The sequence below is a fragment of the Bacillus sp. BF2-3 genome (assembly GCF_008368795.1).
GTDB classification, from domain to species: domain Bacteria; phylum Bacillota; class Bacilli; order Bacillales; family Bacillaceae_G; genus Bacillus_A; species Bacillus_A cereus.
In genome coordinates this window covers 332,096-355,735 of record NZ_QOSA01000001.1, presented here as the reverse complement: position 1 = coordinate 355,735, position 23,640 = coordinate 332,096, and the positions used below count along the sequence as shown (strand labels likewise).

The following is a 23,640-nucleotide window of genomic DNA, read 5'->3' as shown; positions in this document are numbered from 1 at the left end:
GTTGTACTGTTTAGTATAGATGAAATATTAGGTTTTATTCAAAAAGTGGACAGTTTTAACTTGTTACTACTTGATCTTGGTCTGCAACATCACTATCAAACGTATTTGTTGCACTTACACCATTAAAGGTATTAACAATAAAACCAACATTGGAGGCACCCGAGCCATTATAACCTTTTGTATTTTCTTTCGGAGAAACATTATAAAAATCACCTAAATTAAAAGCACCATTGCTATTTTGAACAAGAAGGTTAGCTACAACAGACGGCATAATTCTCACCACTCCTTAAGTAATTATTAAAAGTAATATATGGGGAAAGGACATTTAGGTGCATTTTGGGAAGATTACAATAAAAAAAGCAGCTAGCAAAAGCTAACTGCACTTTGAATAAGAAGAACGCAATGGTCATTCGTATTCAACCTTAATCATCATTTTAGCGTAGGATAGAAAATAATAATGCTGTTAAGAAAGGTGTGAAATCAAATAAGATATGTGTAATAGAACTGGCCCATAATGAATTAGCTTTGAAAGCAACCCAGTTGAATGGTAATCTAGCTAAACCGATGATAAAGAAAATCTGAACGAGGTTACCGTTATATGTAGAATAATGTGCCAAGCCAAAAAAGAATGCTCCAACAATTGTAACTATAATCATAGATCGTTTCTCATTTACTCCATGTTTTTTCAAAAAGTAAATTGCTAGTATAGATGGAATTAAAACGAGACATTCCTCACCAATTAAACTAAATATAATATCTAAAGCGTTATAGATGAATTGAGCAGGTGTGTTGTCTACAAAAACATTAGTCGCTCCGTTACTAGCAACCGGAAAGTTAAAACCAAATTTGATTACTGCTGCAACAAGCGAACTTTGTACTGCATACCATATGTAACCAATTAAAATAATTTTAATTACTCCTTTTCGGAGCGGACTAAAGGCTGACTTAAGGCCATAAATACCATAGTTCAAGTATAGAGCTATGACACCAGCTAGAGCTATAAATGTAAAATTGAATGGTAGACTAGTATAAGCCAAACCTACGTAAGCGATAAGAATTAATAAAATACCGATAATTACAGTTAGAGTGCTACTAGGTCTTCTGTCGTAAAGACTATTCATTGTGTTTTCCTCCTGCTCTGTTAATGAAATTTGTTTAATGAAATTCCAAAAATATGAAATTTCACTTTTATTGTATGACGGAGGTAACAAATATAAAAGAAAAATATATATAATTTCATCCATAAATTTTGGAAATGTGTAAATAATGTGAATCAATTCACGTAAATAAAACTGAACAAGATACTCCTTTTGTTTATAGAAAAACATGCTACCACGTTTCGTTGATTGGGAATCTGTTCTAAGGTATGCTTAAGGGGATGGGAATAATAAGAATATTTTCGAGAGGAAAGGAATTAATTTATGTTAGGAAATTGGTTTGATAAATTAAAAGAACCTAAATGTATACATAGATATAAACGTATTAAAAGTCATGACAATGAAGATTTTAAAACTGGTAAGATGGGGATAGTTAGTTATTATAAATGTGAAAAGTGTGGGAAAGAAAAGGAAATCAGCAAATATACTAATGATGTTAATAGTGACTATTTGGATATTTAAAATAACATTCGAATATAGTCCGGCTAGAAAACTAGAGGACACCAATTCATTAAAGCAGCAATTAAAGCTGTTTTAGGAATAGGTGTCCTTTTTATTTTGAAAAGGGAGATGAGGAAATGAAGGGGTTAAAGAATCAACTACGTGAATGGAAAAAGCAATCGAATAAAGCCAAGAAGAAAAACAAGAAAAAACGAAAAGAAAAATTAAGCACTCGTGATATTGAAGATTTAATGGGCATGCATAGACCTTGTTATGAACGAAGACATGGAGTAATAAGACAAAAGTAATTTAAAAATAAAAAGGAGTGGTCTTACATGACTAAACAATTATCTTTCTTACCAAAAATCGATAGAACAGCGACACAAGAGGAATTAGAAGGTGTGTTGGAAAGCGTGCGTATACATAGGCAATTTGGGATGATGCGTAAAGAAATGAAAGTCACTCCTTCTTATGAAATACGTGAGCACGGTCCTACACATACAGTTGGCAAGCCATTAGAAGATGTTGCAATAGCAAATATTCAACAAAGCAAACGAGAAGAGTGGCTTGAAAAAATTTCATTAAGTATTGATCAGTTTCTAAATCGATTAGGAAACGGACGTGCAGGAAGTATTCAAAGAGATATTATTTATAAACGTTATTTAGAAGAAGAGGACGTATGTGATTACATGGTTTATAACGAAATAGGGATGTCAGAGCGTACTTATCGACGTTGGAAGTCTAAAGCGTTTTATAAACTTGCTTTTGCGCTTGGATTAGAAGTTTACGAGACAGAAGAAACGGGAGGGAATGAATAATGAATTTCGTTCAGCCAATACGTGATCCAGAGCAAATTCAGCAGCTAAAAGGTTATTTTAAGGAGAAGAGCTTACGTAATTACATTCTCTTTATTATGGGAATCAATACAGGCCTGAGAATCTCGGACATATTGAAATTGAGGGTAGGAGATGTCAAAGGTAGTCATATATCTATGAGAGAAAAGAAAACTGGGAAACAGAAACGAATACAAATTACTGCAGCACTGAAAAGAGAACTTAAATGGTTTATTGAGGAAAGGGAAGATAATGAGTACTTATTGCAAAGTAGACAAGGTAGGAATCGTCCAATTGGCCGTAGCATGGCATATAAGATATTAAGCGGAGCAGCGGCAGAATTCGGATTAGATGAAATAGGCACACATACCTTGAGGAAGACGTATGGGTATCACATGTACATGCAAACAAAAAATATAGCATTACTTATGGAGATATTCAATCACTCGTCAGAGAAGGTTACGTTACGTTATATAGGTGTTAACCAAGATGCAATGGATAAAGCAATGACTAGGTTTAAAATCTAATCACTGCTTATTTCTTTTTAAATCTAGAGTTATTGCAGCATATATAAAATGCATTGATTCATAGAACTAAAAAAGAAGGTTCCTTGGTGAGCGTACGGTTTTCTCTTTTCAGTGATACCGATAATATTGCGTTATGTTAACTTTCTATGAATATCATATTCAACCAAAGTTCCCCTTATTGATGGTATAATTAAAGTCTTGGAGGGGGATTATGGAATTTATTGTGGATATTGTATTTTATTTTGGGTTTTATTTTGGATCACTGTTTCTTATAATTGGTACCGCATTAGTTTTATTTATTATGGCTGCATTACCAAAAATCTGGAGTAAAAATCTATCATTCGTAATGCTCGGTTTAGGGATAAATATAATTACTATTCCGTTGTCTTTTTTTATAGGTGTGATGGCAACAGATTCTCCTGATAGTACTAGGTTAGATTTTTGGAAAGGATTTTTCTTTATTCAAAAAATACCGCTCTTTTTACTGATTTTTTTATTATTTTTAACTGTGGTGTTGTGGTTTATTCGTAAGAATAAGAAAAAAGTAAACATGTAGAATTTTAAAACGACTTCCAATAACGATAATTATTTAAATAAGCTGTCCAGATGGACAGCTTATTTTATTTTTCAGCATAGCGTAGGTTGTTTTGCAAAATGCTGATGGTATCCCTATACAGTTACTCATAATTTTCGTACTGTGTAACTCAAAAGAGAAAGTGAAACGAAATCAATGATACCAAACGATTCAGAGAAGGGGGCAGTTACACACAATATAAGATATGGGTAAGTCAGTTGAGCAAAATGTATAAGGTTAATTAATAATTGGGACATCGTTATGAGAATTTAGGTTTATCAAGCAAATTATATTCTTATGACGATATCCCAACATTACTTAGAAAAATGATGTGAGAAATTTTAATCGATATGAAATTTAGTAGAGGATTGTACTTGTGTCTTAAATAGTATAACTAATACTCATAGATTAAGTTATTCCTATTTTTAAACTATGAAATCAGCAAAATGGAATACCATAGAGGGATCTGCAACGGAAAGACCAGGATTTGTAGGGTTAGAAAGGCCAGATCCACCAACAACTTCAATTTCAAGTTTTCCACGTAATGGACGTTCTCCTACTAAATAATCTCCTGTGGATTTAACATGAAGAATTCCGTTTACAAAAGAACTAATATCAAACTCTAATCGAGTACAACTCATTGGAGGGATAATTGTTAGGCCAAGCCCTTCCAGAAAAGGTCTTTCATTCTCAGTAATTATAAAGGGAAGTGGTGTACCATCAACCGAGATTTGTACAGGAGGACAATACTCGATTACCACATCAGCTTCTAGCGATTGTCTTGTTGGATTCTTAAGGATAATTACAAGCCTATTATTTGGTTGTCCAACCGCAGCATTTAATGGAACTAGAAAAGGTCCTGTAGTAATCGTATTCTTTCTAACATGACATTTCGATTTATAACTGGACATAAAATCATCTCCTATTAAAAATACTTTCTGTATATCTTATTAACATTAAACGTAAGTTGTACAGGCTGATATAGCATAAGAAGCATTGGATTATAGTAAAGTCCTTCATTATAACTTAACTGTGCAGTATTCATGTGGAATTTAATATTAGTGGCAGAGTCGTGACCGCTTTTTGGCAGAAAATGTGCCGATCGTTTTGGAATCAACGTGATATATTTGTATTGTGGGAAGTGGCGGAAAACACAACTCATTAAGATTCCTTTATAATCTATATGTTGTCTAAACGGTTTCATAATGATAGCACATAAAATCCGAAACCAGCAGATGGTAATGATTGAATGATACTGTCATTAGGGAGAGCTTTTGCTCTTCTTCCAGTTACTTAATATTGTTGATGTGTATCAGTGGTTCATCATTAGGTGATTGGAATAAGATTAAAACTTCACGTACCGGAATTAAAGTACAAATTAATAATCTATAAAAAAAGCACCCGAATGGATGCTTTTTATTTTGGAGGAGGATGAAAAATGAAACTAACTAAACAAGAACAAGCGGTTGCAATTGGTACTTTCATTTCAATGTTAGGACAGGAACTTGTGAATGAACGTATCGATAAACAGAAATTAGAAAGTGTACTTCCTATCTTTAATGATATGCAAGATAATACAACACCAAAGCAAAAGAGAGAAGCGATGATCAGTTTGCTGGGTAAAGCGGTGGATGAATTCTTAGAAAAATAGCCATAAAAAAAGAAAAGCAACTCGCTTTGGGGTGCGAGTCACTTTTCCTGATGGCAATGTTAACTTTATTATAACAACCTGTATTTATTTGGTAAATATATAATCGGAATATTCTTTTGAAAGGAGTGAGATAGATGTGTGAGGTTCGTACTGGGATTAACCATTACCATACTTCTAAATGTTTAGTGTGTGGCCATCAGGATAGAGTTAATTATCTGTCAAAAGAAGAATATCAAGAAGTAACTGTTTGTCCAAAATGTAACGGTGCGTTTGTAGATATGTGGAAGTTAGAGAAGTACAAACAACATATCAATCAACATAAAGAATGTGAACATAGATATCAATTGATGGATAGTAAAACAACACAGATACAAGCTGATAACAGACAAGTATCTATCCATATCTTGGGGAGTTTCTATTGCGAGAAATGTCTTGATATTCAATTCCGTGGAAGGATTGAGGAAGGAGAATGATAGAATGCTATGGTTATTAGCTTATCTTATTGTTGGGCTTCTTTATACAACAATCAGGTTATATCCATTGATATGTGATGTTGCACAAAAGAATATAGATGATGCTGTATGGTTGATAGCAACAATAGTTATATCAATTGCTGTTATCTTCTTTTTAATTCCATTCTGGATTATCCTGTTAGCTCTTGATATAGCTAAGTTGTTTTATAAACAAAGAGGTAAGCTTCATGAATGAATATAAAACCAAACAACAGAAGCGTAAGTTCTATGACAGTGGTGAGTGGAAGAGTATACGTGAACAAGTAAAGAAGAGAGACTCTTATGAGTGCCAGCAATGTAAACGCAATGGTCGAGTACAAACAGATACCAATGAATACAGTGAGAGTGCAAAGCGTAAGAAGATTCAACTCGTTGTCCATCATATAAAAGAACTAGAACATCATCCAGAACTTGCATTAGAAATAGATAACTTAGAAACAGTCTGTGTGGATTGCCATAATAAAGAACACGGTAGAGTGTTTGTTAAAAAGATAAACAAATGGGAAAACGATGAAAAGTGGTAAAAATGGTTCGGTAATAACACCCCCCCTTAAATAATTTCATGAAAAAATGCTCTAAGGGGCACCGGAGGAGGGGGTTAACTGTCAGGTTTTTTTCGATTTTACGCACGTAAGGGGGTGGGTAGATGGCTGTTAGTATTGTGAGGTTAAAAGAACAGCTTATGAATAGTATTGATATTACAGATTTAGTCGAAGTTGAAAAGGTAGAAAGATATATTGATCTTGTAAAAGCATTTAGAAAAATAAATAAAACTATTAATAAAGAAGGCGAGACTGTAACGATAAAAAACGGTTCTCAAGTTTTTGTTAAAGCCCACCCTCTTATAAGTGAGAGGAATAAAATTAACAGTTCATTAATTGCTTTGGGAAGAGATATAAAACTTTCCCCTAAAGTTGGTGCTTCTAATTCGGGTTACAGTCCAAGTGATTTAGTATGATTAGGCAAAAATATGTAGATGAATACATTGAACTTTATAGAAGTGGTAAAGTAAAGTTCAACAATGAAAGAGAACTGTTAATTGAATACCTGGAAAAATACGTTTTAAACAGAGACGACTTGTATTTTGATGATGAAATGATCGAGAAGTGTATCCGCTTTGGTGAAAAGTGGTACTTTCCATTACAATCATTTCAAAAATTCTTAATAGCATTCGTCTTTTTATTTTATAAGAAAAATAGCCGTGTATTTTATCGGAAATTCTTGTGGATGCTTGGCCGTGGCGGCGGTAAAAATGGTTTAATGACAGTTATTCTTCACTTTTTAATAAGCGAATTACATGGAATTCCTGAATATAACATTTCCGTTGTTGCAAACAGTGAAGAGCAAGCAAAAACAAGCCCAGATGAAATTCATAAATGTATTAAAAGAAATGAAGTTTTACAAAGAGCTTTTAAAACAACATTAACACAAACCATTTCGAAATCGACTGGAAGTGTAGTGAAGTTTAGAACATCAAACGGAGACACAAAAGATGGTCTTCGCGATGGCGCTGTAATGTTTGATGAAGTCCATCAATATGAAAGCAATAAAGATGTCCGTGTTCACATCAGTGGTTTGGGAAAAAAGAAAAATCCGCGTGAGTTTTACATTGGTACAGATGGATATGTAAGAGATGGATTCTTAGATAAATTAAAAGAAAAGGCAATGAAAGTTTTAAAGGGTGAAGCCCGTCCGAATGCGCTGTTCCCTTTCATCTGTAAATTAAATGATGAAAAAGAAGTTGATGAAATCGATAATTGGGAAATGGCGAATCCAATGTTATCTCAGCCGTTAAGTGAGTATGCTGAAGGCTTACTTGAAACAATAAAAGAAGAGTATGAGGATTTAGAGGACGATCCAAGTAACCGAGAAGAGTTCATGACAAAGCGAATGAACTTACCTGTTACAAATTTAGAACGGTCCGTTGCAAAATGGTCAGAAATTCTTGCTACAAATCGTCCTTTTCCTGATTTATATGCTCAAGAATGCATAGGGGCGTTAGACTTTGCAAGTATTCGGGACTTTGCAGCATGTGGTCTTTTATTTAGACAAAATGGGGAATACATTTTTAAAACTCATTCCTTCGTACGAAAAGAATTTGTTGATATCTATTACGGATATTCTAAAAAAGCAGGCGAGTTCAAGAAACAAAAATTCGCTCCAATTAAAGAGTGGGAAGAGCAAGGATTACTAACAGTTGTTGATGAACCGACTATTAATCCTCAACACATTGTTGATTGGTTTGTAGAAATGCGAGAACAATATGGGATTAAAAAAATTATAGCGGATAACTTCCGTATGGAAGCAATAAGACCACTATTAGTAGCAGAAGGATTTGAAATAGAAGTTATACGAAACCCAAAAGCAATTCATAGTTTGTTAGCTCCACGTATTGAAATGGCATTTGCGAATAAACAAATTGTTTTTGATGATAATCCGCTGATGCGTTGGTATACACAAAATGTATTGGTTGTTATCAAAGCTGATGGAAATAAAATATACGAAAAGAAAGAGCCTGTTCGTCGAAAAACAGATGGATTTCAGTGTTTTGTTCATGCTCTTTATCGGGCGGATGAGATACAAGAAGCTACTGATTTTGTTATAGGCAATATTAAATTTTAATAAAGGGGGTGATGATAATTGGATGGATCAGTGATGTATTAAACAAAAACAAGGAAATTAAATTTATGTTTGATGTAGATATGTTCATTGATACAGCGAACAGAGTCCACATGAAGCGATTAGCTATTGATACTTGTATATCTTTATTAGGGAGAACAATTACTCAATCAGAATTTAGGGTGAAAAATGGTGAAGAGTTCGAAAAAAACGAACTATATTATCGGTTAAATGTTAGGCCGAATAAAAACATGACAGCAAGTACATTTTGGGAAATATTCATTCGAAAGCTTGTTTATGATAATGAATGTTTAGCTATTCAAGCTGATGATGGCGATTTACTTATTGCTGATGACTTTGAACATAACGAATATGCTGTGTTTGAAGATACCTTTACGAATGTCACAGTAAAAGATTATCAGTTTAAGAGAAGTTTTAAACAAAGTGAAGTTATCCATTTGAAATATCGAAATGATAAGTTATCACCACTTATCGATGGACTATTTGCTGATTATGGCGACTTATTCGGAAGAATTTTAAGTTCTCAGAAACGAAAAAATCAAATTCGTGGCGTAGTTGATATGGATATGATCGGTGCTAAAACACAAGAACAAGTGGATAAATTACAGAAATTCATAGATGACATGTATCAAGCAATTGGTAAGAAAGATATTGCTATTGTTCCGCAGCAAAAAGGAATTGAGTACAAAGAAGTTTATAATGGATCTGCTAATGGCCCTAGTGTGGAAGAAATAAATAAAGTTACAAATGGTTTTTTAAATCAAGTAGCAATGGCAATGGGGATACCTACAGCTTTAATCTATGGTGAAATGGCTGATGTAGAAAAACAAACTAAAAACTACATGCTTTTCACAGTGAAACCTTTGTTGAAAAAGATTTCTGATGAAGCTAACGTTAAATTTTTTGAAAAAGAAGAGTATCTTTTAGGTAAAAAAATTGAAGTTAAAGCTGTATCTTATCAAAGTATATTTGATCTCGCTACAAGTATTGATAAACTCATTTCTTCAAGTGCATTTACAGGAAATGAAATTCGATTAGAAGTAGGATATGAAATTTCAGATGATCCTAATTTAAATACACATCATATTACGAAAAACTATACGAAATTAACTGAATCTGAAGGAGGTGAGAAACAAAATGACGGTGAACATTGACGTTAAAGGCCCAATCATTTCAAATGATGAAGCGTGGATTTATGATTGGTTTGAAATGGATGCTGCAAGCCCAGGTAAGATTTCTAAAGCGCTTGAAGATGCAAATGGCGATGACTTAGTTGTATCAATTAATAGTCCTGGTGGTTATGTACACGAAGGTTCAGAGATTTACACAGCGTTGAAAAATTATCCCGGTCATGTGGAAGTTCAAATTGTTGGTTTGGCCGCAAGTGCGGCTTCTGTTATTGCAATGGCTGCTGATAAAGTCCGAATTTCTCCAACTGCACAAATCATGATTCATAACGCTTCAATGTGGAATGGTGGAGATCATCGCGATATGTCAAAGGCTGCCGAAATGCTAAAAACAACAGATCGAGCAATTGTAAACGCCTATGTCATTAAAAGCGGTAAATCAGAAAAAGAACTACTTAATATGATGGCTGAAGAAACGTGGATGGGTCCACAACAAGCGTTAGAAAATAATTTTGTGGATGAAATTATGTTTATGGATAATCAGGTAAAAATGATAGCTTCAGCTTCTACTGCTGCCATGCTTCCACAGAAAGTAATCGATGGCTTTAGAAATGGAACCATGAACAAAGGCCAAGGGATTACAAAAGAAGATTTAAATGCAGCATTATCAGTTTTGAAAAATGAAATTCTGAATGATTTACAAACAAATACAAATCCAAAAGAGCCTATTAAAAAACCTGTTCATACAAAACAGAATTTGAGTACGCTCTTTTTAAATTTAGGAGGAAAATAAAATATGGTTATTAAGTTTAATAATTTCGAAGAGAAAAAACTAGCTTTTGCAAAAGCAACACAGGATGGTACCGCAGAAGAACAATCAGTAGCATTAAACTCCATGATTGAAGCACTTGCTACAGATGTACGAGCAGATATTTTAAATCAAGTGAATGAATCAATGGTAGATCGTTCTATTATGCAGTCTCGTGGTGCTAATGTATTAACAAGTGAAGAAATGAAGTTCTTTAATGCAGTAGTTGAAGAAGGTGGATTTAAGTCTACTGAAACTTTACCTAAAACAACTCAAGAACGTATTTTTGATGACTTAGTTGAAGATCATCCTTTCTTACAACATATTGGTTTAGAGAATTTAGGTGCAGTAACAGAATTCGTTTACGGAGATCCAGAAGGTGCAGCGGTATGGGGGCCATTATTTGATGGTATTAAAGGTCAATTAAACGCTACATTCCGTAAAGATAGCATTTCACAACTTAAATTAACGGCGTTTATTCCATTAGCAAATGACATGTTGAAACTTGGACCTGTATGGGTAGAACGTTATGTTCGTACAATGATTACAGAAGCGATGAAAGTAGGCTTAGAACGTGGATTTGTAGCTGGTACAGGTAAGAATGAACCTATTGGGTTATTAAAAGATCCAAGTGGAAGTGTAGTTGGCGGAGTGTATCCAGATAAAAAGCCAGTAGGTACTTTAACATTTGAACCGGGTCGTAAAACAATCAACGAACTAAAAGGCGTTGTTAAATTGTTAGCTAAAAAATTAAATGCTGATGGTTCAGACGCAGATCGACCAAAAAATATTGCTGGTAAAGTAGTTATGGTAACTAATCCGTTTGATACTTTTGATATTCAGGCAAACGCGACAATTCAAAATGCGGCCGGAGTATATGTAACTAGCTTGCCATTTAACCCAATCCTTACAGAATCAGTGTTTGTACCTCAAGGAAAAGTATTATTCTTTGTTAAAGGTCAATATGTTTCAGCAATGGGTGGAACAGAGCCAATCAAGAAGTATGAAGAAACATTAGCTTTAGAAGATGCAACTGTTTATATTGCTAAACAATATGCTACAGGTAAACCAAAGGATAAATACACTTCACAAGTTTATACACTGAAACTTGAAGAAGTAACGCCACCGACACAAGGATGATGTAAATGGAAACAGTAATTTCAGACGAAATAATACAGCAGTTCAAAGATAGGATGCACTTGGGTGATGATGAAGACGATAACCTAAAGCGCATCCTTTTTGCATCGAATGAAGCTTTATTAAAAGTATGTGGATTGTATGACATAAACAAAGATGAGACGTTCAAAGAATTGGTTTTTGAGCGTTCTCGTTATGTTTATAATGATGCACTTGAATATTTTACTAAGAATTTTTTAACGGAAATTAATAGTTTTGGTATTGCAAAAGCATTAGAAGAAATTAAATTGGACGGTGATTAATATGCGTCCTTTTCAGTACAAGAAACCACTGAATACAGGTGATTGTAGAAATCGAATTATCATTGAACAACCTGAGGTAATAAAAGATGAACTGAATCAAGAAATTGAAACAGGGAATTGGCAAGAAGTTAAAAAAGCATGGGCAATGATAAAAACGGTAAAAGGTTCGGAGTACATTGAAGCTTCGGCTTCACAGTCTACACGAATTTATCGGTTTGTAATTCCTTATACAACAGGTATTACAGAATTAATGCGAATTAATATGAAGAATCGTATCTTTGATATTATCGAACCGCCAATGAATGATGATGAAATGTATCAAACATTGACTATTATCGCAAAGGAGCATACTTAATATGAATGATTTTGCGAGTGAGATTGCTAGAGAATTACAAAGATATGCAAATGTTGTGGAAGAAGAGTTAATGATAGCAGAAGAAGAAGTAGCTGATGTCGCTGTAGAAAAATTAAGGCAAGGTAGCCCTAAAAAAACAGGTGCTTATCGTAAAGGATGGCGTAAGAAAAAAGAAGGTAATGGTTTTGTCGTTCACAATACAAAAGGACAATTAACACATCTTTTAGAAAAGGGACATGCGAAAGTGGGTGGGGGCCGTGTACCAGCACAAGTTCATATCCTTCCAGTTGAACAGTATGTAATTGATGAGTTGCCAAGACGTATTGAAAGGGCGATTCAACAATGACGTTAGGTGAATTAACAAAAATCCTTGAGGCTACAGGTTATCCTGTGGCTTATTCGCATTTCACAGCAACGCCGACCAAGCCAGTTCCAGCGCCACCTTATATATGTTTCCTTGTGGATGGATCAGCAAATTTAATGGCTGATAACAAGGTGTATTACAAGATAGACGATGCAAATATTGAGCTTTATACAACTAAAAAAGATTTAGTTGCAGAAGCCAAACTTGAAAAAGTCCTAGACGATTATGAGATTCCTTATGACTCGTATGAGACTTTTATTGAATCTGAAAAAATGTATCAAAAAAATTATGAAACGAGGTTGATATAAATGAATGAAAACAAAGTAGCTTTTGGTCTGAAAAATGTCCACTATGCACTCTATGACATTAAAGATGGTGTAGTTACATTTAGTACACCGATACGATTACCAGGGGCGGTTGAATTAACATTTGATCCACGAGGGGATTTAATTGAGTTCTATGCAGATGACATGCTTTACTACGCAGCAAGTAATAACCAAGGGTATGATGGCACTCTATCAATCGCTCATATTCCAGAGCAATTTGCAATTGATGCATTAGGTGAGGAATTAGACGAAGAAGATGGTGTGTTAAATGAATTAGCCGATGCAAAAGGAAAATCATTTGCGTTATTATTTGAATTCGATGGCGATGTAAGAGCGACTCGACACGTTATGTTTAACTGTTCAGCAAGTCGTCCAACACTTGCATCTAAAACGAAAACAAATTCAGCAGAGCCTAACACAAATGAACTTAAATTTGTATCAAGCCCTATTGATATTAATGGAAAACGTATGGTTAAAACGAAAACTACTACTAAATCAAAACAAGAAATCTATGATAATTGGTACAAAAAAGTTTATACAAAAGTACCTGCATTACCAAAAGGGGCGTAAGTGAATGGAAAAGACAATTACAATAGATGGAAAACAAGTCAGATTAAAAGCTACAGCAGCAACAGTTAAACGATATAAAGCACAATTCAGACGTAATTTATTTGCAGATTTGATGGGGTTAGGGGCAATTAATGCTTTAGCTTCATCAGATGGGTCAGAACAACCCATTGATATGTCTAATGTCGATATGAGTAAAGTAGATTTTGAACTTATTTATGACTTAACGTGGTTATACGCTAAAACGGCTGATCCTAATATTCCTGATCCTATGACGTGGCTAGATAAATTTGAGGAATTCCCAATTGAAGAAATTATGCCAGAAGTCATGGAATTGGTTCAGGTCACTATGGGAGCAAAAAAAAAATAAAGAAAAATAATGGAGAGCAAGGAACATTCAGTGATGAAGAATTTACTACTGAATTGTTTCTTGCTCTTTGTTATAAAGCAAATTTAACACAAGGTGATTTAGAAGAAATGACCGTTGGTGATTGCTTTGATTACATTGCTGAATTCGCTGAGCTGGAGAATCCAGATAAAGAAAAAGTTAGAAAAGCAAATCAAAAAGACTTCGATTCATTCTAAGAAAGGGGTGAGAAAATGGCAGGAAGAATTAAAGGGATTACGATTGAAATTGGTGGTAATACTCAGCCGCTACAAAATGCTTTAAAAGATGTAAATAAACAAAGTGATGCTTTGGCTAAAGAATTAAAAGATGTCGAGCGTTTGCTAAAATTTGATCCAGGTAATATTGAGGCACTTTCTCAAAAACAACAGTTACTTACGCAACAGATTGAAAACACAACGCAAAAATTAGATAAGTTAAAAGCAGCGGAACAACAAGTTCAAGCGCAATTTCAAAACGGTAAAATTTCTGAAGAACAGTATCGTGCATTCAGGCGTGAGATTGAATTTACAGAAGGGTCACTTAATGGTCTTAAAAATAAACTAGGAAACATGAAAGCTGAGCAAGAGAATGTAGCGAGTTCCACAAGGCAATTAGAAACATTGTTTAGAGCTACAGGAAAAAGCGTTGATGATTTTGCAGGAGCATTAGGAAATCGTCTTGTGAATGCAATTCGGAATGGAACAGCTACAAGTCGTCAGTTAGAACAAGCGATTGGGATTATTGGGCGCGAAGCATTAGGTACAGAAGCTGATATTGAAAAATTACAAAGAGCCCTTCAATCTGTGGATGCTGGAAACTCCATACGGCAAGTACAAAATGAGTTAAGAGAATTACAACAAGAAGCCGGAAGAACTGAGAAGAAGTTTGAAGGTCTAAAAGTTGGATTAGAAAATGTTATCGGTGGAATGGCAGCTGGTGGCGGAATGGCAGCAGCTGTTGAAAAAGCGCTTGATATGTCAAAGTTAAAAACAAAAATTGAAATAGGATTTGATGTTCCTGAGTCCTCAAAAAAATCAGTAGAGGATGCTGTGAGAGGAATTTCAGCCTATGGATTAGATGCAGAAGAAGCACTTGAGGGTGTAAGAAGACAATGGGCTTTGAATAAAAATGTTAGTGATGAAGCAAATGCTTCTTTCGTACAGAGTGCAGCTGTTATTTCTAATGCTTATGCTGGCATTGATTTTACTGAATTAATTCAAGAAACGAATGAAATCGGTAATGAATTAGGCATTTCACAAGAAGGCGCTCTTGGTATGGCTGATGCCTTATTAAAAATGGGTTTTCCACCGGAACAATTAGATATTATCGCTGAATATGGTGGTCAGTTAACGCGAGCAGGATACAACGCTGAAGAAGTACAAGCTATTATGGCAGCTGGGGTTGAAACAGGAACCTGGAATATCGATAATTTGCTAGATGGACTGAAAGAAGGTCGTGTAAAAGCTGCTGAATTCGGTCAAGGTGTCGATAAAGCAATGACAGAAGCCCTTGAAGGTACACAAATTTCAGCAGAACAAGTTCAAAAATGGGGTCAAGCTGTAGCAAATGGTGGTAAAGAAGGTTCAGCAGCAATGACCGAGATTGCACAAGCTCTATCGCAAGTTGATGATGAAACAAAGCGTAATGAATTAGGCGTTAAATTTTTCGGTAGATGATGAATTGTGCCGAAGTAAAATCGCGGTATAAAGCAAAGAGGGTGCGAATCCTAATTTGAACCGAAGGCTATACAAAGTATAGTCAGGGGCAGAGCATAGAGGGTGAAAAGATATAATCCCTCCACGAGACCGCGACACTTTCTTTATAAGTGAAAACGTATGCCGAGCTTGCATTAATATGAAGTGCAAGAAGTAGAGGATAAAAAGCCTTTACGATAACAAAATGACAATGTACGAAGATCAAGGGCAAAACATTATTAATACTTTGCTAGGCGCGAAAGATAAAACAGTCGATTTTGGAAAGCAACAGGACAAATTGAATGACTCTATTAAAAAAATGGATTCAAACCCAGCAGTTAAATTTCAAAAGGCGATGCAAGATTTACAAGTTGCACTTCAGCCGGTTCTTAGTGTTATAGCAGATGTTATTTCAAAAGTGGCTGAATGGATTTCTAATAACCCAGAATTAGCAGCCACATTAACAGCTGTTGCAATAGCTATTGGCGTAATTTCAGGTGCAGTTATGGCGCTTGCTCCTATAGTTATGGCGGTCATGAGTGTATTTGAAATCGGAGCCGCCGCCGCACTAGGCATAGTTGCCATAGTTCCTATTATCATAGCAGCTATAGTTGCTCTAGGAATTGCCATTTATCAAAATTGGGATTCTATAAAACAATGGACAATAGATACATGGAATTCTATTAAGGAATATTTAATAGAGCTTTGGGATGGGATAGTTCAATCCTCTAGTGAAGCATGGAATTCATTTTTAGAAGCAATGCATTCATTCTTTGATCCAATTGGGCAATTTTTTAGCGATTTATGGATAGGGATAGGTGAAATATGTAGTAGTACATGGAATTCTATTGTTGAATTCTTTTCAGGAGCTTGGTCCTCATTCACTGAAATGATGCATAGCTTCTTTGATCCGATAGGTGAATTCTTTAGTAGTCTATGGTCCGGAATTGTGGAAACAGCTTCCTCTTGGTGGACTTCTTTAACTGAAACAGCGTCTGAATTGTGGGGATTATTAACGCAAGCATGGCAAGAAACCTGGGATACGATTCTTACTGTGTTAGATCCAATTATTTCGGCAGTTTCTACCGTTTTAGAAGCTGGTTGGTTGTTAATACAGGCAGGTGCACAAATTGCATGGGCAGCAATCTGTCAATACATTATTCAACCAATCCAAGAAGCTTATGATTGGGTAAGTACACAAATCGGTGAAATGGTCACTTGGCTTGGTACACAATGGGAAATTGCAAAAGCTATGGCGCAAATCGCTTGGGGACTATTTAAGCAATATATTATTCAACCTGTCATAGATACTTGGAACTTAGTAAAAGAAAAGTTTGGTGATTTAATTTCTTGGTTAAGTTCGAAATGGGAACTTGCTAAATCATATACTCTTGCAGCTTGGAATTTGGTAAAAGAATATGTTATTCAACCTGTTCAAGACTTGTGGAATACAACCAAGCAAAAACTTTCAGATTTGGCTAATTGGATATTATCAAACTGGGAAACTATAAAATCTTATACGCTAACAGCTTGGAATTTGACAAAGAAATACGTGATTGATCCAGTAACTGAAGCTTACAATTCAGCCAAACAAAAATTTACTGATTTATATAATTCAGCGAAGGAAAAATTTGATTCCGTAAAGAATGCTGCACAAGAAAAATTCGAAGCAGCTAAACGCTTTATAATTGATCCAATTAAAGATGCAGTTGACAGTGTAGAAAAATTTATTGGGAAGATTAAGAGCTTCTTTAGTGATTTGAAGCTAAAGATTCCTAAACCTGAAATGCCACCACTTCCACACTTTAGCTTGCAAACTAGTACGAAAAATATTTTAGGGAAGGATGTTACGTTCCCTTCTGGACTTAATATAGATTGGCGTGCAAAAGGTGGTATCTTCACTAAACCGACTATATTTGGAATGAATGGTGGGAACTTGCAAGGTGCAGGTGAAGCTGGAAAAGAAGCGGTTTTACCTTTAAATAAAAAGACACTTGGAGATATTGGCGCAGGAATCGTAGCAGCCATGCCACGACAACAATTTGCTATACCAGGGGAAATAAATCAACTAATGAGCGATATGAGCCGTATGATGACTAATTCTGCAAACCAATTAGCGGGATTAAAAACCGTTATGAGTGGTGTGTATGGGAATATGTCAAACAGCAGACAAGCCATGACAAACAGTGTATCAAATCAAGTCATTAATAACTCTTTTGGTTCATCAGGTGGTGGAGTTATTCCAATGCTTGGTGGAGATTTAGTTATTGAAGTGCCTGTTAATTTAGAAGGAAGAGACGTGGCACGCGGTACTTATCGCTATACAACCGAGTATCAAGAAAGAGAAGCAAAAAGAAACTCAGACTTTTAGGTTTGGGTTTCTTTTATTTTATAAAGAAATAGGGTGACAGTATGAGTTCTTTTTCATTTAACAACATACGCAAAGATTTTGTTCAAATAGAAAAGGGATGGAAAAGACCAGCGTGGGCACCGGTGAAAAGGAATTTTCTAAGTGTCCCAGGATATACAGGAGCAAGACTATTAAACACCCAAACGGAAATGCGTGTTTTATCTATTCCTGTAGGAATTATAGTTCCTGAGTGTTCAGATTTGGAAACTATGAAAGAAGAAATTGCAGAATGGTTAATCACAGGCCAACCAGCAGAACTTATTTTTGATGTAGAACCAAATAGAACATATTTAGCAGTTGTGGAAGATAGCTTTGATCCAGATGAATTTGTAACACTTGGAATAGGAACAATTAAGTTCATTTGTCCAATGCCATATAAATTAGGACCTACTCGAACAGTAGATTTTCAAACAGGTGCAAGCGGGTTAATAGCAAATGTTCAAAACAAAGGAAGTGTAGAGTCCAATCCAATTATAGAGGTTGAAGTGAAGAACCCTTCCACATTTCTTGATGTATGGAATGGAAACAATTATTTTCGTATCGGATGGCCGCTTAGTGTAAATCAGATACCTGTTGAAAGAAATCAGCGGGTAATGTGGGATGAAATGTCTACAACTGTAGGTTGGACGGATGTTCCGAGTGCGGAAGATATGGTTGGGGGCGGGGCTTTTAAAGTAGATGCAGGCTCACGCCTAGTTCCGGTTTATTTAGGTGAAACAAATATAAAAGGTTGGCATGGTTGCATAGCTAAAAAGAACATCCCAAAAGGCCCACTACAAGATTTTATTATGCAGGCGTATGTTGGGGTAAGAAGCTCTCACCCCGATCAAATGGGGCGTGTTGAAATAGGTTTATTAGATGAAAATAGCGACTATGTGGCTCGTATTTCTATGAATGATGTTCATTGGCAAGCAGAACAGAATACAGGGTTCGCTAAGCTTGGTAACAAAAAGAAACCAAACAGCGAGCGAGTGCTTATAAATGAACCTGGAGATCATCCTACTACATGGAATCAATATCGTGGTCGATTATGGTTAGCACGTACCGGCAATAGGTGGGAAGCTTATATTTCAAAGTTTTTATGGAATACCGAAAAGGATGATTCAGAGCGCTTTGTCGTGTGGGAAGATGAAAACAATATGAATATGGATAAAGTGGCACAAGTTCAAATAAGCATCAGTCAATTTTCGGATAACATGTTTTGTACAGACATGAGCATCGATGATTTAAAAATTTGGAAAGTCAATATGAATACCCAAGATAATCCGCCTTATATTTTTGATGTTGGAGATAAAGTAGTTATTGATACCGAGCGAAGCCTTGTATCAATCAATGGTAAAAAGGCGATTAATCTAAAAGATATATTCAGTGATTATCCAGTTGTTAACAAAGGATTAAACAAGCTTGAAATTATGCCTTCCGATGTGGGAATAGCCAAAATAACGTATAGGGAGCGATTTAGATGAGAACACCAAGCGGAACATTACATGTTGTTGATTTTAAAACGAGTCAAATCGTTTCTAATATACAAACAAAAGATTATTGGGATGATAAACGACATTGGGAAATTAAGAACAATATAGATACATTAGAATTTAAAGTGTTTGATAATACGGAACATGCAGCTACACTCATGCAGCAAAATTTAGTATTAAAAGAAGTGCGTGACGGGCGTATCGTTCCGTATGTTATTACTGAAACCGAAAAGGATTCTAATGATAGATCAGTCATTGCTTATGCATCTGGTGAATGGATTCAACTTGCGAAAGCTGGCATTATTACTCCACAGAAGGTGGAAGGTAAAACAGTAAATGAGTTTATTGATATGGCTCTTGTAGGTACGAAGTGGAAAAGAGGAAGAACAGAATATGCTGGTTTCCACACAATGACAATTGATGAATTCATAGATCCACTGAAATTTTTAAAAGATATCGCTTCTTTGTTCGAGTTAGAAATCCAATACCGTGCTGAAGTAGTTGGTTCTCAAATTGTCAGTCGCTATGTGGACATGGTAAAGAAACGCGGTCAAGAAACAGGGAAAGAAGTAACACTTGGCAAAGATTTAGTGGGAATTAAACGTGTTGAGAACTCACAAAACATTTGTACAGCATTACTTGGTTTCTCCAAAAAAGAAAGGGACGGATTTATTACAATTACTGACATAAATGACGGTATTCCTTATCTTGTGGACAGTGATGCTTTCCAACGATGGAACGAACGTGGGCAACATAAATTTGGCTTTTACACACCAGAAACAGAAGGCGATATAACACCGAAACGTTTAATGACTCTTATGAAAACAGAATTAGCCAAACGGATAAATTCCTCTATTTCTTACGATGTTCAAGCACAAAGCATTGGACGTGTATTTGGCCTAGCTCACGAGCTGATTAATGAAGGTGACACAATCCGAATTAAAGATACAGGTTTTACTCCTGAACTGTATCTAGAAGCACGGGCAATCGCTGGTGATGAATCATTTACTGATCCTTCACAAGATAAATATATATTTGGTGACTACCGTGAAATTACCGATCCGAATGAAGAAATGCGAAAATTATACAATAGAGTGCTTGCTTCTTTAGGTAATAAAGCCAATAAAGAACTATTAGAACAACTAGAAAAGTTAGCAGAAGAAGCGAAGGGTACAGCCGAACAAGCTCAAAAAGAAAGTAAAGCGGCAAAGGATATAGCAGAAAAGACTAAAGATTATATGGATCAAAACCTTGTAGATATTATAGAAGGAGCTAATCCACCTACTACTAATCTTAAATCAAATAAAACACTATGGCGTGATATTAGTAATGGTAAGCCTGGTATTTTAAAAATATGGACAGGCAAAACATGGGAACCTGTCGTCCCTGATACAGCTCCGTTACAGCAAAGTATTAAAGATGTTAAGAAAGATATTGAAACAGCTAAAACGGAGTTAAATCAAAAGGTTCAAGAAGCACAAAATCAAGCGACAGGACAATTTAACGAAGTAAAGGAAAGCTTACAAGGTGTGAGCCGTACGATTTCCAGTATTGAGAACAAACAAGGTGAAATTGATAAAAAAGTAACCCAGGTTGAACAGGATTCTAATGGATTTAAAACTTCTATTGAATCGTTAACAAAAAAAGATACTGAAATCAGTAATAAATTAAATACAGTCGAACAAACTGTAGAAGGCACAAAGAAGATTATTTCTGATGTGCAGCAAACAACAAACGACTTGAAGAAAACAACAACTGAAATTAAAGAACAAGCAGGAAAGATTAGTGAGAAGTTAACAAGTGTAGAAAAGAACTTCAATGAACAAGAAATTGGAGTACGTAATTTAATATCAGATACGAAATATTGGGAAACGACGCAATTATCTTCAAATTCAGCTTATGGAGTATTTAAGAATAACTTAAATCAAATCTTTAGTGAATTAGTAGACAAAACCGTAACTTTTAGCTTCGATGTAAAAATTATAACAACGGATAAAACGGCAGGTCGCGTTCAGTTTTATGGCGAAAACGGTTCGCCTAAATATACATTCGTTAGACAAATATTCACAGGAATTACGGACCAATTCCAACGAGTTACGTACACTACAAAAATTACAGAACAGCTTAATAACACAGGACAAGCGAGACTGGAATTTTGGGGAATAGATGCTAAAACAACAAAAATCATTATTCAAAATTTTAAACTTGAAAAAGGAAATAAAGCTACTGGATGGACACCAGCGCCTGAAGATCAAGTAACAACCGATAAATTCACCAAGAGAACAACCGAAATTGAAAAAAGTGTGGATGGTATAAAAGAAAATATAACTAAGGTTGAACAAAATCAAACGGGATTTGATAAACGAGTAACAACAGTAGAGAAAAACGCAGATAGTATTTCACAAAGCGTCGGTAAAGTACAAGAAATACAAACTCAGCAAGGGAAGACGCTTAGTGAGGCTACTTCAAAGATAGAACAACATAGTAAAGCATTGGAATTGCAATTAAAAATGAAAGATGTTGAAGATTACGTTGGTGGAATTGGTAACCAAACGGTTTTACGCAATGTCTTGTGGAAGAACGACACGAAATATTGGCAATTAACTTCAAACGCAGCAAGAGATACACAAGTCACTTATAAGGGATGTAATTCACTTAGTGTTATTACTGCAGGTAATGCGAGCAATTTGTATAAAGGAGCATCGCACGATTATATAAATGCTGGTCCTGGATGGAATTATGTTTTCTCTGCTTACTTTTATACAGATAACAAAGCTAGTATAGATGCTGGAGCTGCTATCGAGCTCCAATGTTACGATGTAAACAATAAAATGATTAAAAGTTACTTGCAAGAAATAACTATTTTACAAGGAACATGGATTCGTACACATGTGGCAGGGCTATTAATCGAAGGCACAAAAAAAGTTAAAGTGCTGTTTTGGGTTCGTAAAAATGGGCGTCTATGGATGGCACAGCCCATGCTACAAATTGGTGATAAACCTTCTTCGTTTATGGAGAACCCTGTTGATATTGTAGATAAAGATAAAATCATGGAAGAATTGGCCGATAAGATAGCAACTGAACCTTACAATAAAAAAGTTACAGAATTAGAAAGAAGTATTAGTGCTACTGAAAAAGGCGTTTCAATTATCTCTGGAAAACAAGAAACGTTTATAAATGAGACTTATAATGCCTATGTAAAGAAAACAGAATCTAAGTTAGAAGTGTTAGATGAAGGGATTTTAGCGCAGATTTTAAAGGACGGCATTGTCACTGCCATCAATATGTCCCCTGGGAAAATTACAATCAATGCTGCAAAACTAGATATTAACGCAGACACAATGGTGAAATGGTTAACTGCAAAGGGTATTGATACGAATGTTATAAACGTTAATGGTGATAAAATTACCATCGATAAAAACGGTGTTACTGTTAAAATGTTAGACTTCCTTTTTGAAGATGAATGGGGAACAAAAACAACCGTTATGCCAAAACGAAATTTAATAGCCGATCATGATTTTTCTAGTGTTCCAAAATTGAACATAGGCAACCCGAATTATCAGGGGTTTGGTGCTGGATATGGTCTACCTTGGAAAGTACAAGGAAACGGTGTAGTGATAGAAAATAACACTTTTATATTTAACTATGAACAAATGGTAAATGCAGTCCGTGTCGACACGTATAATTATCCAGAAACAAAAGTTCAAAACGGGATTCATCCAGGAAACTCTTATACATTGTCAGCACATTATAGAACCGCACAGATTAATGGTGTACGTGTAACGGCAAAACCACGATTGCAGGTATGCTTTGTTACGCCATTAGATGAAGTGAGTTATAAAATTTGGCATGAAATATATAAAGATTTTCCAGAGCCATCTACATTTTATGGTGAAATTAGAAGGTATAATTTCACATTTACCGTTCCTAACAATTACAATCCACAAGAACATATGATTGTAGTTAAAGTTACAGCTGCAAATGCGCAAGTTTCTGCGGGTAGAGCTGTTTGTGTTTCAGGGATAACATTGGTTAGTGGTAACTATGCTTGCATGTATAACTGGGATCGTGCGGCAGCAGAAAGGGCCGATGGTCTTCAACCGTTTAATAGAATTGCTATAGGCAGCGTAAATAACAACATAGGTCCAGCTGCTCATGGGCAGACCTTTGATATAAGTACAGAAAAGGATGTATTCATACATCAACCTATTCTAACGCAGGGAATAAATTTAGGGCGTAATAAAATGGGCCAAGCTGGGTCCATTCGTTTCTTTGATGGTGGTCAAGGCTATGGGTTTTATTTTATGGGAATGGGAGGACAATGGTACAAGCTACCTAACGTTTAGGAGGAA

General features: G+C 35.4%; 26 protein-coding genes and 1 pseudogene. 24 read left to right on the top strand and 3 right to left on the bottom strand.

Going from position 1 to position 23,640, the window contains the following annotated elements:
* Positions 1-55 precede the first annotated feature (55 nt).
* Together DN401_RS01915 and DN401_RS01910 are read right to left on the bottom strand one after the other, a co-directional pair.
* Entirely contained in the window at positions 56-271 is a 216-nt protein-coding gene (locus DN401_RS01915) for a spore germination protein (RefSeq protein WP_001141549.1), read from the bottom strand.
* A gap of 163 nt (positions 272-434) precedes the next feature.
* A complete protein-coding gene (locus DN401_RS01910; protein WP_149287473.1) occupies positions 435-1,121 on the bottom strand; it encodes a CPBP family glutamic-type intramembrane protease in 687 nt (228 codons plus the stop codon).
* Between the two features lie 300 nt (positions 1,122-1,421).
* Between DN401_RS01910 and DN401_RS01905 the strand changes: the two genes are divergently transcribed.
* The 5 genes from DN401_RS01905 (at position 1,422) to DN401_RS01890 (ending at position 3,514) form a co-directional block, all read left to right on the top strand.
* Positions 1,422-1,619, top strand: a complete 198-nt coding sequence (locus tag DN401_RS01905) for a hypothetical protein (protein ID WP_149287472.1) — start codon at positions 1,422-1,424, stop codon at positions 1,617-1,619.
* A gap of 116 nt (positions 1,620-1,735) precedes the next feature.
* Positions 1,736-1,906: a hypothetical protein gene (locus DN401_RS29675; RefSeq protein ID WP_179953568.1), complete on the top strand. Its 171-nt coding sequence runs from the start codon at positions 1,736-1,738 to the stop codon at positions 1,904-1,906.
* 27 nt (positions 1,907-1,933) lie between these two features.
* On the top strand, positions 1,934-2,416 hold the full coding sequence (locus DN401_RS01900) for an ArpU family phage packaging/lysis transcriptional regulator (RefSeq protein ID WP_149287471.1): 483 nt from the start codon (positions 1,934-1,936) through the stop codon (positions 2,414-2,416).
* Complete coding sequence (locus tag DN401_RS01895) at positions 2,416-2,958, top strand: site-specific integrase (protein ID WP_098212482.1); 543 nt, start codon at positions 2,416-2,418, stop codon at positions 2,956-2,958. Before DN401_RS01900 ends, DN401_RS01895 begins: the two co-directional genes overlap by 1 nt.
* A 211-nt stretch (positions 2,959-3,169) precedes the next feature.
* Positions 3,170-3,514: a hypothetical protein gene (locus DN401_RS01890; RefSeq protein ID WP_149287470.1), complete on the top strand. Its 345-nt coding sequence runs from the start codon at positions 3,170-3,172 to the stop codon at positions 3,512-3,514.
* Positions 3,515-3,957: 443 nt separating this feature from the next.
* On the opposite strand, the gene DN401_RS01885 is transcribed toward DN401_RS01890, so the two are convergent.
* Positions 3,958-4,443, bottom strand: coding sequence for a hypothetical protein (locus tag DN401_RS01885; protein ID WP_000100518.1), 486 nt, complete (start codon positions 4,441-4,443; stop codon positions 3,958-3,960).
* Positions 4,444-4,970: 527 nt separating this feature from the next.
* On the opposite strand from DN401_RS01885, the gene DN401_RS01880 reads away from it, so the two are divergent.
* From DN401_RS01880 to DN401_RS01790, 19 genes and pseudogenes are all read left to right on the top strand, one after another.
* Positions 4,971-5,183 (top strand): hypothetical protein, encoded by a 213-nt coding sequence (locus DN401_RS01880; protein ID WP_000778974.1) that lies wholly within the window; start codon positions 4,971-4,973, stop codon positions 5,181-5,183.
* A gap of 134 nt (positions 5,184-5,317) precedes the next feature.
* On the top strand, positions 5,318-5,656 hold the full coding sequence (locus DN401_RS01875; protein WP_149287469.1) for a hypothetical protein: 339 nt from the start codon (positions 5,318-5,320) through the stop codon (positions 5,654-5,656).
* 4 nt (positions 5,657-5,660) lie between these two features.
* Positions 5,661-5,891, top strand: coding sequence for a hypothetical protein (locus DN401_RS01870; RefSeq protein WP_149287468.1), 231 nt, complete (start codon positions 5,661-5,663; stop codon positions 5,889-5,891).
* The gene (locus DN401_RS01865) at positions 5,884-6,219 is read left to right on the top strand and encodes an HNH endonuclease (protein WP_001008152.1); all 336 of its coding nucleotides are present in this window, start codon (positions 5,884-5,886) and stop codon (positions 6,217-6,219) included. The genes DN401_RS01870 and DN401_RS01865 overlap by 8 nt, the downstream gene beginning before the upstream one ends.
* Positions 6,220-6,341: 122 nt before the next feature.
* Entirely contained in the window at positions 6,342-6,653 is a 312-nt protein-coding gene (locus tag DN401_RS01860; protein WP_149287467.1) for a P27 family phage terminase small subunit, read from the top strand.
* A complete protein-coding gene (locus tag DN401_RS01855; protein WP_149287466.1) occupies positions 6,650-8,317 on the top strand; it encodes a terminase TerL endonuclease subunit in 1,668 nt (555 codons plus the stop codon). Before DN401_RS01860 ends, DN401_RS01855 begins: the two co-directional genes overlap by 4 nt.
* Before the next feature lie 11 nt (positions 8,318-8,328).
* Positions 8,329-9,489 (top strand): phage portal protein, encoded by a 1,161-nt coding sequence (locus tag DN401_RS01850; RefSeq protein ID WP_149287465.1) that lies wholly within the window; start codon positions 8,329-8,331, stop codon positions 9,487-9,489.
* A complete protein-coding gene (locus DN401_RS01845; protein ID WP_149287464.1) occupies positions 9,473-10,255 on the top strand; it encodes a head maturation protease, ClpP-related in 783 nt (260 codons plus the stop codon). Before DN401_RS01850 ends, DN401_RS01845 begins: the two co-directional genes overlap by 17 nt.
* Positions 10,256-10,258: 3 nt before the next feature.
* Positions 10,259-11,410 carry a phage major capsid protein gene (locus tag DN401_RS01840; protein WP_098021389.1) on the top strand — a complete coding sequence of 384 codons (1,152 nt, stop codon included), beginning with the start codon at positions 10,259-10,261 and terminating at the stop codon, positions 11,408-11,410.
* A 5-nt stretch (positions 11,411-11,415) separates the two neighbouring features.
* Positions 11,416-11,709, top strand: a complete 294-nt coding sequence (locus DN401_RS01835) for a hypothetical protein (protein WP_000450784.1) — start codon at positions 11,416-11,418, stop codon at positions 11,707-11,709.
* Position 11,710: 1 nt separating this feature from the next.
* Entirely contained in the window at positions 11,711-12,064 is a 354-nt protein-coding gene (locus tag DN401_RS01830) for a phage head closure protein (RefSeq protein WP_001247280.1), read from the top strand.
* Position 12,065: 1 nt separating this feature from the next.
* Entirely contained in the window at positions 12,066-12,410 is a 345-nt protein-coding gene (locus DN401_RS01825) for an HK97 gp10 family phage protein (protein WP_000997554.1), read from the top strand.
* Positions 12,407-12,736 (top strand): hypothetical protein, encoded by a 330-nt coding sequence (locus DN401_RS01820; RefSeq protein ID WP_149287463.1) that lies wholly within the window; start codon positions 12,407-12,409, stop codon positions 12,734-12,736. Before DN401_RS01825 ends, DN401_RS01820 begins: the two co-directional genes overlap by 4 nt.
* A complete protein-coding gene (locus tag DN401_RS01815; RefSeq protein ID WP_001004911.1) occupies positions 12,737-13,324 on the top strand; it encodes a major tail protein in 588 nt (195 codons plus the stop codon). It abuts the gene before it with no gap.
* Positions 13,325-13,328: 4 nt separating this feature from the next.
* On the top strand, positions 13,329-13,691 hold the full coding sequence (locus DN401_RS01810; protein ID WP_050822069.1) for a hypothetical protein: 363 nt from the start codon (positions 13,329-13,331) through the stop codon (positions 13,689-13,691).
* Positions 13,692-13,921: 230 nt separating this feature from the next.
* Positions 13,922-15,379, top strand: a pseudogene (locus tag DN401_RS01805) (DUF2207 domain-containing protein); the annotation flags it as partial.
* Between the two features lie 229 nt (positions 15,380-15,608).
* Positions 15,609-17,774 (top strand): phage tail tape measure protein, encoded by a 2,166-nt coding sequence (locus tag DN401_RS01800; RefSeq protein ID WP_098021386.1) that lies wholly within the window; start codon positions 15,609-15,611, stop codon positions 17,772-17,774.
* Positions 17,775-17,815: 41 nt separating this feature from the next.
* Complete coding sequence (locus tag DN401_RS01795; protein WP_149287461.1) at positions 17,816-19,279, top strand: distal tail protein Dit; 1,464 nt, start codon at positions 17,816-17,818, stop codon at positions 19,277-19,279.
* Entirely contained in the window at positions 19,276-23,634 is a 4,359-nt protein-coding gene (locus tag DN401_RS01790; RefSeq protein WP_149287460.1) for a phage tail spike protein, read from the top strand. The genes DN401_RS01795 and DN401_RS01790 overlap by 4 nt, the downstream gene beginning before the upstream one ends.
* Positions 23,635-23,640: the final 6 nt, after the last annotated feature.

Excerpts from the sequence above, each read along its gene's own strand:
- DN401_RS29675 (WP_179953568.1), top strand. The coding sequence starts at position 1,736 with ATGAAGGGGTTAAAGAATCAACTACGTGAATGGAAAAAGCAATCGAAT.
- DN401_RS01855 (WP_149287466.1), top strand. The coding sequence starts at position 6,650 with ATGATTAGGCAAAAATATGTAGATGAATACATTGAACTTTATAGAAGT.
- DN401_RS01900 (WP_149287471.1), top strand. The coding sequence starts at position 1,934 with ATGACTAAACAATTATCTTTCTTACCAAAAATCGATAGAACAGCGACA.
- DN401_RS01835 (WP_000450784.1), top strand. The coding sequence starts at position 11,416 with ATGGAAACAGTAATTTCAGACGAAATAATACAGCAGTTCAAAGATAGG.
- DN401_RS01790 (WP_149287460.1), top strand. The coding sequence starts at position 19,276 with ATGAGAACACCAAGCGGAACATTACATGTTGTTGATTTTAAAACGAGT.
- DN401_RS01895 (WP_098212482.1), top strand. The coding sequence starts at position 2,416 with ATGAATTTCGTTCAGCCAATACGTGATCCAGAGCAAATTCAGCAGCTA.
- DN401_RS01840 (WP_098021389.1), top strand. The coding sequence starts at position 10,259 with ATGGTTATTAAGTTTAATAATTTCGAAGAGAAAAAACTAGCTTTTGCA.
- DN401_RS01905 (WP_149287472.1), top strand. The coding sequence starts at position 1,422 with ATGTTAGGAAATTGGTTTGATAAATTAAAAGAACCTAAATGTATACAT.
- DN401_RS01845 (WP_149287464.1), top strand. The coding sequence starts at position 9,473 with ATGACGGTGAACATTGACGTTAAAGGCCCAATCATTTCAAATGATGAA.
- DN401_RS01815 (WP_001004911.1), top strand. The coding sequence starts at position 12,737 with ATGAATGAAAACAAAGTAGCTTTTGGTCTGAAAAATGTCCACTATGCA.
- DN401_RS01890 (WP_149287470.1), top strand. The coding sequence starts at position 3,170 with ATGGAATTTATTGTGGATATTGTATTTTATTTTGGGTTTTATTTTGGA.
- DN401_RS01850 (WP_149287465.1), top strand. The coding sequence starts at position 8,329 with ATGATAATTGGATGGATCAGTGATGTATTAAACAAAAACAAGGAAATT.
- DN401_RS01915 (WP_001141549.1), bottom strand. The coding sequence starts at position 271 with ATGCCGTCTGTTGTAGCTAACCTTCTTGTTCAAAATAGCAATGGTGCT.
- DN401_RS01880 (WP_000778974.1), top strand. The coding sequence starts at position 4,971 with ATGAAACTAACTAAACAAGAACAAGCGGTTGCAATTGGTACTTTCATT.
- DN401_RS01810 (WP_050822069.1), top strand. The coding sequence starts at position 13,329 with ATGGAAAAGACAATTACAATAGATGGAAAACAAGTCAGATTAAAAGCT.
- DN401_RS01820 (WP_149287463.1), top strand. The coding sequence starts at position 12,407 with ATGACGTTAGGTGAATTAACAAAAATCCTTGAGGCTACAGGTTATCCT.
- DN401_RS01885 (WP_000100518.1), bottom strand. The coding sequence starts at position 4,443 with ATGTCCAGTTATAAATCGAAATGTCATGTTAGAAAGAATACGATTACT.
- DN401_RS01795 (WP_149287461.1), top strand. The coding sequence starts at position 17,816 with ATGAGTTCTTTTTCATTTAACAACATACGCAAAGATTTTGTTCAAATA.
- DN401_RS01825 (WP_000997554.1), top strand. The coding sequence starts at position 12,066 with ATGAATGATTTTGCGAGTGAGATTGCTAGAGAATTACAAAGATATGCA.
- DN401_RS01800 (WP_098021386.1), top strand. The coding sequence starts at position 15,609 with ATGACAATGTACGAAGATCAAGGGCAAAACATTATTAATACTTTGCTA.
- DN401_RS01870 (WP_149287468.1), top strand. The coding sequence starts at position 5,661 with ATGCTATGGTTATTAGCTTATCTTATTGTTGGGCTTCTTTATACAACA.
- DN401_RS01910 (WP_149287473.1), bottom strand. The coding sequence starts at position 1,121 with ATGAATAGTCTTTACGACAGAAGACCTAGTAGCACTCTAACTGTAATT.
- DN401_RS01865 (WP_001008152.1), top strand. The coding sequence starts at position 5,884 with ATGAATGAATATAAAACCAAACAACAGAAGCGTAAGTTCTATGACAGT.
- DN401_RS01860 (WP_149287467.1), top strand. The coding sequence starts at position 6,342 with ATGGCTGTTAGTATTGTGAGGTTAAAAGAACAGCTTATGAATAGTATT.
- DN401_RS01830 (WP_001247280.1), top strand. The coding sequence starts at position 11,711 with ATGCGTCCTTTTCAGTACAAGAAACCACTGAATACAGGTGATTGTAGA.
- DN401_RS01875 (WP_149287469.1), top strand. The coding sequence starts at position 5,318 with ATGTGTGAGGTTCGTACTGGGATTAACCATTACCATACTTCTAAATGT.